This is a genomic window from Acinetobacter sp. UBA3132 (assembly GCF_002364825.1).
Taxonomy (GTDB): domain Bacteria; phylum Pseudomonadota; class Gammaproteobacteria; order Pseudomonadales; family Moraxellaceae; genus Acinetobacter; species Acinetobacter schindleri.
Map to the genome: position 1 here is coordinate 8,696 of NZ_DEZM01000150.1, position 17,127 is coordinate 25,822.

General features: G+C 42.2%; 15 protein-coding genes. 6 read left to right on the top strand and 9 right to left on the bottom strand.

What is annotated here, in order from left to right; translation table 11 throughout:
* The 3 genes from B4033_RS08375 to B4033_RS08385 all read left to right on the top strand — a co-directional run.
* A partial coding sequence (locus tag B4033_RS08375) for a pseudouridine synthase (RefSeq protein ID WP_286833152.1) occupies positions 1 to 669 on the top strand: 669 nt, incomplete at its 5' end.
* Positions 670 to 783: 114 nt separating this feature from the next.
* A complete protein-coding gene (locus B4033_RS08380) occupies positions 784 to 1,128 on the top strand; it encodes a type II toxin-antitoxin system RelB/DinJ family antitoxin (protein ID WP_180185077.1) in 345 nt (114 codons plus the stop codon).
* Positions 1,129 to 1,220: 92 nt separating this feature from the next.
* Positions 1,221 to 1,664 (top strand): GNAT family N-acetyltransferase, encoded by a 444-nt coding sequence (locus B4033_RS08385; RefSeq protein WP_286833154.1) that lies wholly within the window; start codon positions 1,221 to 1,223, stop codon positions 1,662 to 1,664.
* 10 nt (positions 1,665 to 1,674) lie between these two features.
* On the opposite strand, the gene B4033_RS08390 is transcribed toward B4033_RS08385, so the two are convergent.
* Positions 1,675 to 2,382, bottom strand: a complete 708-nt coding sequence (locus tag B4033_RS08390; protein ID WP_076753757.1) for a pseudouridine synthase — start codon at positions 2,380 to 2,382, stop codon at positions 1,675 to 1,677.
* Between the two features lie 140 nt (positions 2,383 to 2,522).
* On the opposite strand from B4033_RS08390, the gene B4033_RS08395 reads away from it, so the two are divergent.
* The gene (locus B4033_RS08395) at positions 2,523 to 2,975 is read left to right on the top strand and encodes a DUF441 domain-containing protein (protein ID WP_004645490.1); all 453 of its coding nucleotides are present in this window, start codon (positions 2,523 to 2,525) and stop codon (positions 2,973 to 2,975) included.
* A 359-nt stretch (positions 2,976 to 3,334) separates the two neighbouring features.
* Here B4033_RS08395 and B4033_RS08400 read toward each other — a convergent pair whose 3' ends face one another.
* From B4033_RS08400 to hrpA, 5 genes are all read right to left on the bottom strand, one after another.
* Positions 3,335 to 5,050, bottom strand: a complete 1,716-nt coding sequence (locus B4033_RS08400; protein WP_004815536.1) for an AAA family ATPase — start codon at positions 5,048 to 5,050, stop codon at positions 3,335 to 3,337.
* A gap of 53 nt (positions 5,051 to 5,103) precedes the next feature.
* The gene (locus B4033_RS08405) at positions 5,104 to 7,149 is read right to left on the bottom strand and encodes a hypothetical protein (protein ID WP_286833158.1); all 2,046 of its coding nucleotides are present in this window, start codon (positions 7,147 to 7,149) and stop codon (positions 5,104 to 5,106) included.
* A gap of 149 nt (positions 7,150 to 7,298) precedes the next feature.
* Positions 7,299 to 8,066, bottom strand: a complete 768-nt coding sequence (locus B4033_RS08410) for a lysophospholipid acyltransferase family protein (protein ID WP_286833159.1) — start codon at positions 8,064 to 8,066, stop codon at positions 7,299 to 7,301.
* Positions 8,067 to 8,081: 15 nt separating this feature from the next.
* The gene (locus tag B4033_RS08415; RefSeq protein ID WP_286833162.1) at positions 8,082 to 9,194 is read right to left on the bottom strand and encodes a beta-ketoacyl-ACP synthase III; all 1,113 of its coding nucleotides are present in this window, start codon (positions 9,192 to 9,194) and stop codon (positions 8,082 to 8,084) included.
* A 30-nt stretch (positions 9,195 to 9,224) separates the two neighbouring features.
* Positions 9,225 to 13,046, bottom strand: a complete 3,822-nt coding sequence (gene hrpA, locus B4033_RS08420) for an ATP-dependent RNA helicase HrpA (RefSeq protein ID WP_286833168.1) — start codon at positions 13,044 to 13,046, stop codon at positions 9,225 to 9,227.
* A 689-nt stretch (positions 13,047 to 13,735) separates the two neighbouring features.
* Here hrpA and ahpC point away from each other — a divergent pair.
* The gene (gene ahpC, locus B4033_RS08425; protein ID WP_004815527.1) at positions 13,736 to 14,299 is read left to right on the top strand and encodes an alkyl hydroperoxide reductase subunit C; all 564 of its coding nucleotides are present in this window, start codon (positions 13,736 to 13,738) and stop codon (positions 14,297 to 14,299) included.
* A 65-nt stretch (positions 14,300 to 14,364) separates the two neighbouring features.
* Here ahpC and B4033_RS08430 read toward each other — a convergent pair whose 3' ends face one another.
* Positions 14,365 to 15,456: a zinc-binding metallopeptidase family protein gene (locus B4033_RS08430; RefSeq protein WP_278364709.1), complete on the bottom strand. Its 1,092-nt coding sequence runs from the start codon at positions 15,454 to 15,456 to the stop codon at positions 14,365 to 14,367.
* A gap of 311 nt (positions 15,457 to 15,767) precedes the next feature.
* On the opposite strand from B4033_RS08430, the gene B4033_RS08435 reads away from it, so the two are divergent.
* Positions 15,768 to 15,974, top strand: coding sequence for a KTSC domain-containing protein (locus tag B4033_RS08435; RefSeq protein WP_004892722.1), 207 nt, complete (start codon positions 15,768 to 15,770; stop codon positions 15,972 to 15,974).
* A gap of 24 nt (positions 15,975 to 15,998) precedes the next feature.
* On the opposite strand, the gene B4033_RS08440 is transcribed toward B4033_RS08435, so the two are convergent.
* A complete protein-coding gene (locus B4033_RS08440) occupies positions 15,999 to 16,589 on the bottom strand; it encodes an O-methyltransferase (RefSeq protein WP_076753763.1) in 591 nt (196 codons plus the stop codon).
* Between the two features lie 30 nt (positions 16,590 to 16,619).
* The gene (locus B4033_RS08445) at positions 16,620 to 16,838 is read right to left on the bottom strand and encodes a DUF1653 domain-containing protein (protein WP_048881330.1); all 219 of its coding nucleotides are present in this window, start codon (positions 16,836 to 16,838) and stop codon (positions 16,620 to 16,622) included.
* Between the last annotated feature and the right edge of the window lie 289 nt (positions 16,839 to 17,127).

Consider the following 17,127-nt stretch of genomic DNA (forward strand, 5'->3'; position numbering starts at 1 on the left):
CGCTTTCTGGCACACGAAGTGCATGTTCCTTTCGAACACCAAATCCTGTTCGAAAATGAACATTTTATGGTAATTGATAAACCACATTTTCTGACCATGAGCCCGACCGGACAATATGTACAGGAAACCCTGCTGGTTCGTCTAAAGAAACAGACCGGGATTGAGCACCTAACTCCGATTCACCGACTGGATCGGGAGACGGCTGGCGTAGTGCTTATCTCTAAAAATGTAGCATCGCGTGGACTTTATCAGCAGCTGTTCGCAACACGCCAAGTACAGAAAACCTATCATGCGATTGCAGGTTATCGTGAAGAACTTCGCTTTCCGCAAATTGTGCGTTTACGCATGGATAAAGGCCAACCTTTCTATACTATGCAGGTTTTAGAAGGTGAGCCTAATAGTGAAACCGAAATCACCTTATTAGAACAGAAAGATCATTTAGCCAAATACGAACTGAAACCGCATACTGGCAAGCAGCACCAATTACGTGTGCACTTAAACTTTTTGGGTATACCGATTCTGAATGATCCGTTTTATCCTAGCGTTGCACATAAAGCAGATAATAATTTTTCTGCGCCCTTACAGTTATTGGCCAAACACATCCAGTTCATTGACCCTATTACCCAGCAACTGATGCAGTTTTCTTCCGAGCAAGTACTGACATTGTAATGTAGCTGTCATTACGATTTATTTTCAGAATTGATTCGTATAAGGATTGTATTTCAAATGTAATGGATTAAAATGAATGCGAAAAGTTAAGTATTTTAAAGTCTTGAATATATTATGAGAAAAACTGAAGTCTACCAAATACGCCTGGATTCTCAAGAAAAGAAACAAGCCTTTGCCGTATTTAAGCAATTGGGAATCACACCAGCTCAAGCAGTCCGCTTGTTTTTCAAACAGGTAGTGCTGACTAAATCCATCCCCTTCTCTATTGAAAATCAGAATATTAACCTTGAACAATTAATCAAGCTGCGCAAACTGAAGCAAAGTGAATCCAAACCTGTAACTGCCGGCCTGATTGCAGACACTACAGAACAGGAAGCGTTGGATCTACATGCTGATGATGATCATTTTGATTTATTTGAAGAGCTGAATGCCATTCTGGGTGAAAGTGACAAAATTTAACACTGTCGCATTTTCAAACAATTTCATACGCTACACCTCCCCAAACTTCGTTATGCTCCATGAATACATAATAATAAAACATGGAGTAATTAATGCTTGTTCGACGTGCTCAGGAAGAAGACCTACAACAGCTTTCAGTTTTATTTGATGAATATCGCCAGTTTTATGGAGCTTCCTCAAATCAGGAACTTTCTTATCAGTTTCTAAAACAGCGATTTGAAGACCAGCAAACAGTGATTTTTATCAACACCAAGGATGATATTTTTACCGGATTTATTCTGCTTTATTTAAGATTTTCCTCAGTAGCTTGTTCAAAGTTTTATGTGCTGGATGATGTGTATATCACTCCACTGTATCGCCGTCATGGCGCTGCACGACAACTGATTGATACCGCTATTTTATTTGCCCGACATGAAAATGCACTGCGTATTAGCCTGGACACCCAGAAAAACAACCACCAATCGCATAAACTCTATGAATCAATGGGATTTATGCGAGATGATGAATTTGTCACTTTTCATTGTTTTCTCAAGTAAATCCAGCGCCTTATTCGGCACGGTATTTAGCTTGAATCACTTGATCTTCAGTTAAATAAATCCACTCACCTTCTGGCAAATCATTCAAAGTCAATTGACCTATTTGAGCCCGATGCAGTTTTTCAACTTTATTCCCCACAGCTGCCAGCATACGTTTCACCTGATGATAAACACCTTGATGCACTGTCATTTGCAAGCGCTTTTCTTCCAGACGAATGACATCCGTAGCAGCATACATACCTTTTTCATTACGTAGCTCAACACCTTGTTCTAGCTGCTTGATCTGCTCATCCGTAACAGGGTCTGCGGTATCCATCTGGTAAACCTTGGCAACATGCTTTTTAGGATGAGTTAATGCCTGTAAAAATTGACCATCATCAGTCAGTAACAGCAAGCCTGTTGTATCCTGGTCTAAACGACCTACACACTGGATTCCACGATTCATGAGCAAATCATCAAACAGCTCAAAGACACTAAAATGATGGGTTGCCTGATGTGAACACTCATAACCTTGTGGCTTGTTTAAGGCAATATAGACTTTTTCCCGATATTGATAAGTATCGTCATATACATTGAACTCTAGCTGATCCAGATCCAATTTATGCTTTGGATTATCAATGATTTCACCCTGAATGCTCACAGCGCCATTTTTGACCAGTTGCTGGCAATACTTACGCGAGCCAAAACCTTGTGACTGCAACATTTTTTCCAGAAGCATCTGTTCATACCTGTATCGAGTGAAGACCTGTGCATTCTATCCTGAAACAATCAGGATTTTGTTTTCTTCCGCTGTTTTCTAGGTATCATGCGTTGAAAAGCTCTACAATAACTTTATTTTTCACTCTATCTCTCCCACTTATGTCGCAACTTGATCTAAATCTGATTGTTCTTTTGGTTTTACTGGCTTGCGGTATTTTTAGTCATAATAGTGCCGTCACCATTGCTGCAGCGGTGTTAATCGTTTTAAAGATCACGCCTCTCAGCAGTTTATTACCCTATGTACAGGCGCACGGTTTAAATATCGGTATTATTATTCTGACCATTGGTGTTCTGACACCGATTGCCAGTGGCAAAATTTCAGGAGAAAGCATTCTCAAATCTTTCCTGAGCTGGAAGTCTTTACTGGCAATCGCCATTGGCGTCTTTGTCGCCTGGCTGGGAGGACGTGGAGTGAAGCTGATGTCCAACCAGCCAGATGTGGTAGCCGGACTATTATTAGGCACAGTAGCAGGTGTAGCAGTATTACGCGGTGTTCCAGTCGGGCCGTTAATTGCCGCAGGAATTTTATCATTATTGATTAGTACGCAATAAGTTTGAAATAAAATTTCTATTTAGTTAACCCTAACTCAAACATCCATTCTCCCAGGATTTCTAAAAATATTTCGATATCAAATCATATGAATAGCGGCATTGAGGTCGCACATTGATTGCCTTGCGCAAGCTATAAAGCAGTACTTAAAGCTTGCTCAGGATATGCTGTCAGATCAATAAAGGGCTTTTATCTTGCGAAACGATGTTTCTCATGGCCTGTCAAAAGTAAGGTAATTACAACATGCCAAATCTTGAACTTATTAACTAAGAATAAGCAAATGATAATAATTACTACAATTACCCTACAAGCTAGAAATCCATCACGCTCATAGAAGTTTTTTTATATCAAATAGCTTTTCTTATTCAACAAACAATAGCGCCAAACGCACCTGATCATAGCCCATACGCGGACTGGTTAACTCGACAATCGGACGCAGTTTAATAGACCCATCATCATTGAAATGATCGGTATCCTGTCGCTTAGTCAGACGTTTATAGATCTTACGCACTTGTTCAACCACTTCCTCACCTGGATGAGCGACAGATATATCTAAACCTTGCTCTTTATGCAGTCGACCTAAATGGTTAATAATCGTTGCTGGTGTTAAGCCACGCTCAGTGGCGATATCGGCAATATCATAACCTTCTTCAAACAGTTCACGCGTTTCATCCAGCGTTGCGGCAGCATAATTCTGCTTGCCGCCATTTTTCGCCAGTTTTTTTTCATTACGCTGAATTTCAGTTTCATTCAGCGTACCGCCGCAATGACGGATAAAGGCATTGTGCTGCTTGGTTAAATCAATATTTTCAAAGTGTTCTTCGGCTTCACTCGACAACTCCTGAAAACGGCGGTCTGCCTTAATTGCCAGACTATCCAGCTCCAATGCCTGCTCATTAAAACCTTTTAGACGTAGACCATCTAAAGTTTTTAAACGCGAAAGTGCCACATAGCCCTGACCTTTTTCAAAAGTATGACTCAGGTCAATTTCGGCAGCTTCCAAGGTCATACCCTGTGATTTATGAATCGTAATCGCCCATGCTAGACGTAAGGGAATTTGCTGGAAACTGGCAATAGTCTTACCGGCTTCATTGTCTACTGACCAGGTTTCTGGTTCAACCAGCAACGTCGTCCCATCTGTGAGTTTGACTTTAGGCAATACCCCAAATTCATCATCTTCTTCAAAACCAATAACTTCACCCAAACTGCCATTGATATAGCCCAGATCAAAGTTGTTTTTGACAAACATGACTTTAGCATGCTTTTTCAGCGTTAAGGTTTCTGGCGCACGCACTGAAGATTTCAGCGTTTCAATCAACTTGTCATTGCCGTCGCACTGGGCATCAAACTGGCGCGGCTCATTATCAATTTCATTTAAATGCCGGAAGTTGATACTGTCCACATCCATATTATGCGTATACAGACGCGTATAAGTGTCGCCAATCTCCTGATGACGTGTTCCTTGCAAGGCATTTCGATGTTCTGTACCAATCGCCTGTGCACGGATCGCATTTAGAATATCATTTAGATAATCATTGCCCTGACGGTGCTGCTCAGTCAGATAACAAACGCGAAATTTGGCTTCAACCCAGGCATCTGACATAAAGCAGAATTTATCCCGGTTGCGTTCATCATTTCTGCCCACTGGAGGCAACTGAAAGAAATCGCCAGCAACAATCACCTGAATGCCACCAAAAGCTTCATCAGATTCTTTGAAATACTTTAATACCTGATTAACCAGATTTAGCTGCTTGGCATGCAGCATAGAAATCTCATCAATAATCAGTACCTGAGCATTTTCCAGATGCTCTTTCAGATATTTGCGCTCTTTCATACGCTTCAGGTCTTCTTCTGACAAGAAGTCCTTAATCCCGATACCGGCCCAGGTATGAATGGTCATGCCATTCATGTGCGTTGCCGCGATACCTGTAGACGCTGTAATCGCAACAGATACCTTACGTGCTTTCAAATAATTGATATATTGATTCAGGGTATAGGTTTTCCCTGCACCAGCCGAGCCTGTTAAAAATACATTTTCGCCCGCTTTAAGTAACTTAAGTGCAGTTTCCTGTTTCATATGACCTATACCGTGAAAGAACGGCTATAGCCTAACGACTTTTCCGGCAAAAGTTAAGTATTCAGGTCCAAATCAGAATCTATACACGACGTATGCAGTCGTCTGTTAAACCAGCTGGTGAAATGAATTGCCATATCGATATATTGCGGATCTGCTTTTTGGTTATGGGGATATTCCAACTGATCGAAAATAATTTCCTGATCGTGTATATGACAACCCAAGAGCAGTGGCGTAGATAATTCTGCATGACTGACATGAAAAGCAACGTATTCCCCTTCTATGATCCGCTGTGCATAACTGGCGGCCAGACAGTTCTGAAAAATCCGAGCTTCCTCAATAATCTGGTCTATATTTTTTAGCTCTTCAAATTTCCAGTCAAAATAATAGAAATGTGCTTCATTCGTCACACTTTTCCAGTCCTTAAGTGCAAAGTCCTTTTTCAGTCGGGCAATAATTTCCTGCTTCTGAATCTGGTCATGCCAGGCAATCGCCTGAATAAACAAGCCCTTCCAGGTCAGACTTTTTGGAATATTTTTATGTAAAGCAAAATATTCTGCCAGATAGTCACGTACATAACTGTCAAAAATTGATTCGCGCACATTGGCATCTTGCAGATAAAACAGCTGTCGAAACTCAGTCAACTGAATCCGATAACGCTGCAACTCGGTATAAAAATCGCGATTTTGTTGAGTAGCTGGCCGGATATATTGCTGTACCGCTTCAGGCAGATGAGAAGTTGCTTTATGTAAATGCTGCATATAGGCCTGCATGACCCGGCTTAAACCCATATATACCTTCTTGGTGGTGCAATCATCCATCTTGACTACTTCGCGCATCAGGCCGATCCACTCGTCCAGATACAGAATTGACGGACTGATAGCGATACGGTGGTCATTAATCGCCTGACGTGTTCCTTTTAATACTACGGATTTGTTATTCGGATGAGTGCACCATTTATGCTGTATGGCATGCTGATGCACACTATGAATAAATAACCGCGCTGAAGCATATTGAAAATATTGCAAGGTCGCCAGCAGCACCTGTGGATGTACCTGATGGGTATTCAGAAAACTGATCGCCGTGACTGTAACGCGTACACTACTGTGCTGGATATTCGTGCTAATCCAGTCCAACACTTCAGCAGACTGCTTGAACAGCCAGTTGATCGCCCGATTACAGTCAAACAACGGCAGTTTCGCGACTTTTTTCTGCCATAACTGATGATTATTTTCCAGAAAATGCTTCTTGCTCAGCAGATCATCCCGTCCCCAGGTATCACGATTCATCAAACGCACGAAACCCAGCATATTGCTATGCTCCAAGGCGTGCCTGAACAGGAGTTCAATATCGTGTACATGATCATTCAGTTCATGCAGATTAAAGCGTTCCTCAAAGGACAAACTCATAATACGGTAGATTGCCGGATGCAAAAATTGTGCTGCGCTAAAACAGAATTCATCCAGACTGTGCATAAGTCCCTGAATCGAAAGAAAGTCAGCGGGCGCTAAATATTCTAAGGAAAAAATCTTCTGCATTTGCTGCAAGATGTTTTGAGGTGGTTCTTTTCCGTATAAGATACAGTCACTCATTACTGGCGTGGTATACAGACCCGCTCTTCTCATCAGATGATCAATGATTTCTGCCTGCACAGCGGAAAGCTGCTGCACGAATTTCAGCACACGTGCAGGCCCATTGACCCATTGATAGACCTGTTCGATCAGCAGCTTACGTAACTGTTGCGCTTTATCACGCAAGAATAGGGAATGCTGGGGTTTTAAATCACCAGTCAGGAAATGGATATCCTGTAAAAAGAACTCTTCCAGAGTGTCTGACTTGTGATACTGCACACTAAAATGTAGTTCTGCCAGCAACTGCGCTGTGCCCTGCTGAATATGCTGAGGCGTATGCAGCTGGATATGAAACAGGCCATTTGCCAAGACGATCCGATATCTTTCATGATCCAGCTTGTACATATTCTGGGCATTTAAATTCCCCACAATGTCCCACTGATCCTGATAAATATCATGCAAGCAATCTGAAATACGAAGCAACTGCTTGGCGAGCTGCTGATACTGCGGTACTAAACTCTGCTGTTCCATACACGCACCTAAAATGGACTATAAACTCATTTAAGCATATTCAAGTCATCTGACACAGACCAGTAAAATAGCTCATATAGAAAAATAATTCACAAAATAAAATAAATCAGATAAATAGCCCGCATTTAAACCCAGTTCATTTTTATTTTTCAGGATTTAGGTGATAGCTCGGATGCCCGGATATTTTTTAATTCTTCAATTGCCTGATAGATCTGTTGCTGAATCTGATCACGGAATAGTGTCATATCTTCTTGGCTTTGGATATGAGAGACAGATAAAGCTGGCTGGAACTGAAAATAGAAAGGTAACCGTTTTGGAAAAAGACTTTTCGGCAAGGAAGGAATGACATCCCCTTTACGCAAAAGTTTATTGAGCGCTGAAACTTTGAGTAATTTCTGAAAGTATTTATGTTCTACAACCTGACGGGCATCAAAGCCAATTTCGAAAATTTCATCACCGCCCAGAGCAGCAAACGGTATGATATCGTAGTCAAATTCTTGCGCCAGCCTTAAGAAGCCATAACGCTGTTTCCAGATCAGCTGGTACTGCTCGCCTTCGCGTTTCAGCACTTCTCGTCCTCCACCCGGAAAGACCAGAATCGAATAACCTTGGCGCATAACTTCACGCACATATTCCTGCACACCATCAATCGCGCCAAACTTCCTGAAGATTTCACGCCAGAGCGGAATATAAAAGTGGCTGTGGTCCGCAATACTGACCACAGCCACTTTATGTTCGTTGTACAGGTAATCAATAATCATGGGTGAATCAAATACCCCATAGATCGAATGATTACCGACATACATTGCAGGTCGCGAAGCATTAATGTGCTCAGCACCGAAAAAGGTCGGCGTAAAATACAGTTTGGACAATCCGCTTAAGCGTTTGATCCAGGCTGCATCATGCTTAACCTGCAAGATGTCTGCTCCCGCTTAAGCGACGTGCTTTTTCACCAGGATTGAGCCTACAGAGTAGCCCGCACCGAATGAACATAACACCCCATATTCGCCGTCATTTACTTCATTTGCTGTACGGTGCAATGCAATGATGACACCTGCTGAAGATGTATTTGCAAACTCGTCCAAAATCAATGGTACCAGTTCTGATTTTGCGTGTTCTTTACCTACGATCAGTTTCAGAATCAGCTCATTCATGTTCACGTTCGCCTGGTGCAACCAGAAACGTTTTACATTGGTCGGTTCAATCTGGTTCTTTTCCAGCTGCTTGGTGATCATCTTCGCAACCAGCGGACAAACTTCTTTAAATACCTTACGACCGTCCTGACGGAAACGGTTGTTATCGATATCAGCATCCACTTCGCTTAGGTTCAGGTAACCAAAGTTATTGCGAATGTTGTTTGAGAACTGGGTGAACAGTTCAATATCTTCAATTTCGAAACCGGTTTTAGTTTCAGTTGCTTCAATGATTGAAGCAGTAGCGACATCACCAAAGATGAAGTGACAGTCACGTGAACGGAAATCGGTATGACCAGAGGTGATTTCAACATTTACCATTAATACGCGGCGCGCACCAGACTTGATCGCATCAGCTGCCTGCTTAATCCCGAAAGTCGCTGCAGAACATGCCACGTTCATGTCATATGCATAGCCTTGAATACCCAAAGCGGTCTGGATTTCAATTGCAAGTGCTGGATAAGCACGCTGAATATTCGAACATGACAGAATCACAACATCGATGTCTTCTGCAGTCACACCTGCATTATCCATCGCCTGTTTCGCCGCAGCTACGCCCCACTCTGCCTGAATAGACAATTCGTCATTTGAACGTTCATGCAGTAAAGGACGAAGACGTTTTGGATCCAGAATACCAGTTTTCTCAGCGACATAACGGCGTTTGATGCCAGAAGCTTTTTCAATAAATTCTGCACTCGAACCACGCAATTCTTCAATTTCGCCCGCAGCGATTTTGTCAGCATTCTCGAGGTTATACTGTTCCACATAAGCATTTAAACTTTCAACTAACTCTTCATTGGTAATGAAATCTGTTGGATGAAACAGACCAGTACCTGTAATGCGGATGCCCATGTAAAACTCCTTTTAGAAATTACCTATATGTTAACTGATTCCAAGACGATCCCATACTTTTTGTAGGCGATTCGGAGAAACCGGTGCTTTAGTTTTCATCGGTTGTGAAAATAAAGAGATCCGCAATTCCTCAACCATGAAATACAGTTCTTTCAGGCGAGCGTCATTTTTAAACTGGAACAATTTTTCCATCCAAGGGTCAATTTGATCAATGGCAGAATCATCCCTTTGTAAATTATTTGGCAAACGGTCAAGACGCAAAATCAGTGCCTTGAGATAGCGTGGAAATTCAATCCAGACATCCGCCGGTACGGAATAAACAAAGTCAGAAAGATTCATCAAATCTAGCTGATCCTCAATGTCATCAATGTTCTTGCCAAACACAGAACCGTCTAAAACCAACAATTTCCGGCGTATTTCCTGCCACTGGGTATAAATATCGGTGATATCCTGTAAAGCAGCTTGACCATAAGTCAGGAAAGATTTTTTTACATCTTCTAACAACTTTTGGAACTCTTGCACATTGACAGGAAGCTCTTTTATTGCCATCTGGAGTGTGGCATAAACTAACATTTGTTCCAGTTTAGCTTTATCACCCAAGGGTGAATAGGCCAATGCCAGTGGTTTAGAAATCTGTTTTTTCAGTTGGCGAATCAGATCACCGAGCTGCATATGCACCAGACGGATTACCCCGGCACGATGCTGACGAAACGCTTCAGCCTGATCATTAAAGGTCTGAATCACCACACCAGATTCATCTTTCTGTTCCAGGGCAGCAAAGTCTTTAGTGGGTACCAGAGCCTGGTATTGTTTCACCACCACACCTGTCACTTTTTGCGAAGCTTCAAATACAAAGCTTTCCGGGAAAGTTTTGTATTCACCTTTCAGCTGTTTGACTGGACTATGTGTTTCAGTACGGCAACGAGCTTTCAGCTCTTCCAGATCGCGGCCCTGTTCAATGACACGGCCTTTCTCATCAATCACCTTAATTAAAGGCAACAGATACTGCTCAACGCGTTCCAGTGAAAAGTCTTTTTCGGTAATCTGTTCACCACGCAACTGGAATGCCAGAAAACTAAAGATATGCTTCTGCAAATCAGTCGCATCAATACGTGCCATTAACTTACGTGCAGTATCCGGAATTGGTACCAGATTACGTCGTTTATCTTTTGGTAAAGCTTTTAATAAAGCTTCGATCAGGTCCTGACGCCAGCCTGGAATCCCCCAAGACCAGAGATTTTCATCTACCTGAGGCAAGGCTTGTAGCGGAATACGAACGGTCGCGCCATCTTCATCATGGCTTGGGTCAAAACGATAACTGGCTGCCAGACGTAACTCACCATTACGCAAATAGTCCGGGAACTGCTGCGTGGTCGGACGGTCATTCAACCATAATGCATCATCATCAATAAACAGATATCGCGGATCTTGAGGTTCTACCGTAGCACGCCAGTCTTCGAAACTACGGCGACTTGCTACTTCTGGCGGCACTTTGGAAGCATAGAACTGATAAATGGTTTCTTCATCCACTACCAGATCACGACGGCGCAGCTTGTCTTCAACCCGTTCCACTTCTTCAAGCTTGAGCAGATTATGCTTCAAAAATGGTGGCGTAATTCCCAGATGACCTGTGGTCAGGGCATCACGCAGGAAGATTTCATGTGCAGCTTCCTGATCTACTTTTTCATAATTGATCTGACGCTTAGGTTCAATGATCAGACCAAACAGTGAAATCTGGTCATATGCATTTACTACGCCGGCTTTTTTAGACCAGTGCGGTTCAAAGTAATGGTGTTTCACCAGATCACGTGCAGCGAGCAGAATCCATTCTGGCTCAATTTTGGCAAGCGTCCGTAAATACACCTGTGAGGTTTCTACCATTTCAAAGGCCATTACCCAGGGGGTATTGGTCTTATGCAAGGTCGAAGCCGGAAATACACGCGCCTTCTGCTGACGCACCGCCATAAACACATTACGCTCATCAGTCTTGTTGGCAATGAAAGACAACAGACCGGTTAATAAGGCACGATGCAGATTTTCATAGCTGGCTTTTTTTTCATTAAAGGACAGATTTAAGCCCTTAGCGAGGTCAACCAACTGTTCATGGGTTTTCTTCCATTCACGTAAGCGTAGCCAACTGAGGAAATGATTCCGCGCAAAAGTACGGCGCTTGTTCTCGCTCATATTTTCACGATTGGTGTGCAGGGTTTCCCATAGTTTGATATAAAACAGGAAATCTGAATCTGCTTCACGGAACAGTGCGTGTTTTTGATCAGCCTGCATCTGCTTGTCAGCTGGACGTTCACGTGGGTCTTGGACAGCCAGCGCAGCAACAATCACCAGTACTTCATTCAAAACGCCGAAATGCGCTCCACCGAGAATCATCCGTGCCAGACGTGGATCAATCGGCATTTTTGCCATTTGATAACCAATCTTGGTCAGCTCATTTTTCTTCTCGGACATTGCTCCAAGCTCAATTAAGAGCTTACGACCATCATTTACCAAACGGTGATCCGGTGGCTCAATAAAGTCGAATTCTTCCAGTGAACCCAGTTTCAGACTCTGCATTTGCAAGATGACTGATGCCAGGTTAGTTCGCTTGATTTCCGGCTCAGTAAACTCAGGACGACTTAAAAAGTCTTCTTCTGAATACAGGCGAATACACACACCCGGCGCAATACGACCACAACGACCTTTACGCTGATTCGCTGCGGCCTGGGAAATCGCTTCAATTGGCAGGCGCTGTACACGTGAGCGATAGTTATAACGCGAGATACGGGCAAAACCGCTATCAATTACATAACGGATGTTCGGCACTGTCAGTGCAGTTTCCGCCACGTTGGTCGCGATAATAATGCGTCGACCACCACCAGATGAACTAAAGATTTTTTGCTGTTCAGCTAAAGCCAGCCGCGCATACAACGGTAAAACTTCAGTATGTCGTGGACCATGCTTGATCAGAGTCTCCTGAAGCTCACGAATTTCCTGTTCAGTACTGGCAAAAATCAGGATATCGGCATGTTCAGGATGACCTTTCTCTTGCGCATCCTGAAAACATTCTTCTACAGCGGCTACGACTGCACGTGGCAGGTTTTCTTCAAAATCATCAAATTCGTCGTCATCACTACCGCCAATCGTCATTTCCGAAATTGGACGATAACGCAGTTCAACCGGATAGCTACGACCTTCGACTTCAAAGATTGGTGCACCATTAAAGTAGTTACTAAAGCGGTTTACATCCAGTGTAGCTGAGGTAATGATAACCTTCAGATCTTTACGACGTGGCAGTAACTGCTTTAGATAACCCATGATAAAGTCGATGTTCAATGAACGCTCATGTGCTTCATCGATAATGATGGTGTCATATTTGGTCAGGAAGCGGTCATTGGCCAGTTCAGCCAGCAAGATACCGTCCGTCATCAAACGAACCAGAGAATCCTGCGAACCCTGCTCATTAAAACGAACCTTAAAAGAAATTGACTCGCCGAGCTTTTCCCCAACTTCTTCTGCGATACGTTGCGATACACTACGCGCAGCCAGACGACGTGGCTGGGTATGACCAATCAGACCGGTCAGACCACGTCCGGCCAGCATGGCAATTTGAGGTAACTGTGTAGTTTTACCAGAACCGGTTTCACCGGCTACAATAATCACCTGATGCTTTTGAATCGCGGCAATTAGCTTGTCAGTGTACTGGGTAACCGGCAGATCCTGATTCAGCTTAATATTCGGAATACGTTCAACACGTTCTAGAACTTTTAAGTGCGATTTTTCGAATAATTCTTGGTATTGTTTTTCATTGGCATCCTTACCCTTACGTAAACGATTTAAACGGTGGAGGTCTCGTGCCATCACCCAGTTTTCGACATTTAAACCTTTCGCAGCCAAGTCAGCGCCCTACAACTATTCTAAAACATACTATTCTACTCACTTTCATGCATTTTCCCAATGTACTTATGCGCACTTAGATCGTAATTTGGTTGTTGCAGCGTGACTAAAAACTATGATTTACATTGCGCTCGATCTGGAGCTGATTCGTATTTTTAAAATATTGCCAGCAAGTAAATAAATGCTCAGGCTTCTCTCACTACCCAGAGCTATCCATTTCACGTCAGAAGTTTAAAATAAGCTATAAAATGCTTAGGCTATTTAAACAAGACACCTTTGCTTACGACTGATACAATTTACTTTTCACATATCACAAAACTACAAGATATTTATAAAATCAGGAGCTTCGAAGGCTTTATATTCTCAAATTAAATCAATTTATTTGAAAAAAATAAGATTTTTTTAAGCTTTACCCTTGAATTTTGTCGCGTAAAACATCATGTTCTTATGCAGGTTGATGACCGAACATGTTTTGTCATCCAGGCAGCTCTGGCTATGCCGAATGTACATAAAGATGACTTGGGTAAACTGGCAGTCAGTTACATAATTCGGTTTTTCCGATTTTTGTAATGTAAAAATACCATTTTAGCTAAGACCCAAAGTTCGATACTCTTATTCAAAATTAAAGACTAACCTCAATCATGGAGACAATGATGAGCTTGATTAATACTGAAGTTAAACCATTTAAAGCAACTGCTTTCCACAATGGCCAATTTGTTGAAGTTACTGAAGCTGACCTTAAAGGCAAATGGTCTGTAGTATTCTTCTACCCAGCTGACTTCACTTTTGTTTGCCCAACTGAACTTGGTGACCTTGCTGACAACTACGCTGAATTCCAAAAACTAGGTGTGGAAATCTACGGTGTTTCTACTGACACTCACTTCACTCACAAAGCTTGGCACGATACTTCTGACGTAATTGGTAAAATTCAGTACCCATTAATCGGCGATCCAACTTGGACTCTTTCTAAAAACTTCGAAGTTCTAATCGAAGCTGACGGCCTTGCGGACCGTGGTACTTTCGTTATCGATCCAGAAGGCAAAATCCAAATCGTTGAAATCAACGCTGGTGGTATCGGCCGTGATGCTCAAGAACTTCTTCGTAAAGTTAAAGCAGCTCAGTACGTACACGCTCACCCAGGCGAAGTTTGCCCAGCTAAATGGAAAGAAGGCGAAGCGACTCTTGCTCCTTCAATCGACCTAGTTGGTAAAATCTAATCCGTATTAGATTGCACTGATTGAAAAAAGCCACGCATTTGCGTGGCTTTTTTATTTGAACAGTATCAGGCAACTTTACGCTGTGCACCAGCTGTCGTCTGAATCACATCATGGATGAATTTCAATTTCTGTTGCACGACCGGATTAATCAGGAAAGGATAAAAGTCATCCTGCCCCATACTGCGGTTCAAGCTATTCATGGCAAAAGCTACGGGTAACCAGGCCTGATAAATTTCATCAAAATTACAGGTGTAATAAGGATTTATCCGCTTTACCAAGGTCATGAACTGATCATCACGTTCTTCTACTACATGTGGATGGATCTGCATGCCGAAGGAATCGGCAGTTTCCAGTACATCGACGATGTGCAGATAGTGTGCCCAGGTTTCGGCCCAGTCCTCCCAAGGATGCATGGTGGCATATGTACTAATATAACGCTCCATCCAGTCTGCGGGCGGTCCTTGATGGTAATGCCGATCTAAAGCTTCCTGATAGTCCATGCGCTCGTCCCCAAACAGTTGCCGGCAAGGCTCCAGAAATTCGGTGTTATCTACCAGTACATCCCAGTAATAATGTCCAATTTCATGCCTAAAATGCCCAAGCAAAGTGCGATAAAGCTCCTCCATATTCTTGCGTTCCATGGCACGTTCGACATCATCTGCTTCTGCAATATTAAGGGTAATCACTCCATTATCATGTCCAGTCATGACTTTAGGTTCATCCGGACTATTTGGATTGGCCTTAAAATCAAAAGCTAAACCAGATTCAGGATTTTCCTGCCGAGACTGCAACGGCAACTTCCAGCGCAATAAAGAATAAACCAGGCGATGTTTTGCGAGTTCAATTTTATGCCAACGCAGTCGATACTGGGGTTCATTTAAATTGGGAATCACACGATTCAGGCGACAAGCCAGACAGAAGTCATGAGGATCTTCTTGCGGAATCACCCAGTTACACACCGCATACTCGGCATTAGCACAATAACGGTATTTGGCCTGTGTATCTGGTTCTGTCAGTATTGATCCATCTGTATTGGATTCTAAAGCCACCATCAACATGGTCGAGCTATCAAACCCCAGCAGATGTTGACATGCAGTACAGTAATTATTATCAAAATAAACAGGTTGCTGGCAGTGGGAGCACTTAAATAATTGCATGTAGAAATAACTCTGCTTCGTTCTTGTTTTCCCCTCATCTTAAAGCAGTTTTTTTTGACTACCTTAAATTTTTTGTAGCATTTTCTTGCAACAGGTATCCAGATTTTGCATATTTTTTGCTTAATTGAAATGTATCGTTTCTTGATGAAGATTTTACCCTGAGCTATTGATTGAATTGATCATCTTGGAAAGGCTAAGAAAGAGAATAAATTTACAAAGCAACTATATAGAACTTAGTGCCCTTGAATTAAGTTCAAGAGATAGACCAATAAGAATTAAATCTAAATCTTCCTGTCTATTGGAGGTGTAGTATGGCTCTACTTTTAACAGTAATTTCCTGGAAATATAATCCTTCAAGCCGCCAGCTTAAAATTTTCTATGACAATGGTTTAACCGAGCTTTATCATCCAGTGCCCGAATATATTTATGACAACTTACTCAGGCGTCATGACAAGGCGGCCTTTGTGAAAAAATACCTGGAATATGATCTTAATTTTACCCGAATTTACAGTGATTAAAACCCGGCTATTTACTCGAAACTATTATTGAAAAGTAATCAGGAGTAAGCCTGCACCGATATCCACTGTAGAAGAAACAAAACGCTTATCCAGATCGACCAATGCCCTGAAAACTGCTACCTGCTCTGCATGAGAAAGTACATTATCCACTACAAGTAACCCACCCTGCCGTTGCAACAATTGCGGCAGGTAGCTCCAATATTCAACATAAGCATCTCGCTCAGCATCCAGCAGAATAAAATCGAACTGCTGCTGACAGGATTGTAAATAATCCAATGCATCTATTACCTGAAAATCGATATAACTGTCCAGCTTTAAATATTGGGCATGTAACTGGGCTTCTTTCGAGCGCTCGGCATCAATTTCCAGAGTCACCATGCGACCTTGTGTGCTTGATAAAGCTTCGGCCAACCATAAAGTGGAATAACCTGTAGATGTTCCGATCTCAAGCACACATTTAGACTGTTGTGCACGAATAAGTATAGAGAGAAACTGCGCCGATGCAGGTTCGATATTACGATAGCGCTGTAACCGATCACTCAGACCAGCATCATGCGCACTAAAGCGAGCATATAATTCACAGACATAGTTTTGAAAATGATTTGTGTGTTCCACGCTCTACTCTCTTATTCAAATGATTAGGTTTTATAGTGCTGTGATTAGTTTAAAGCGCTCTAATTCACGGTCGTCATCTAAAGTTATCACCTCAGTGAACATGCTGAGTGGACGCACCCAGATTGAATAGTCACCGTATAGACATTGATAAACCACCAGCTTTTCTTCAGTCTCACTATGCGTGGCAACATGCAGAACCTGGTATAATTGACCTTTGTAATGCTGATAAATTCCGCGTTGAAGTTCCATTATTTTACTCACTTGATTGAAGCAGATTCATCTTAACTGAAAATTATCACAATACTGCTAGATCACTTGAAAATTCCATTATTAGCCCGATATAAGTTTGATATTAATGATGAAATTTCTATTTAATCTAAATTTCCGATTGAATAAATAAAAACTACCTGTTTTACCTATTTATCTATTTCACTTAATATTCTTTCATCGAATAAATTATTACTCCTTTGGAGACGTTAGCAATGTTAGATCAAAATACAGCAGCCCAATTAAAAACCCTTTTAGAACGCCTTGAAGG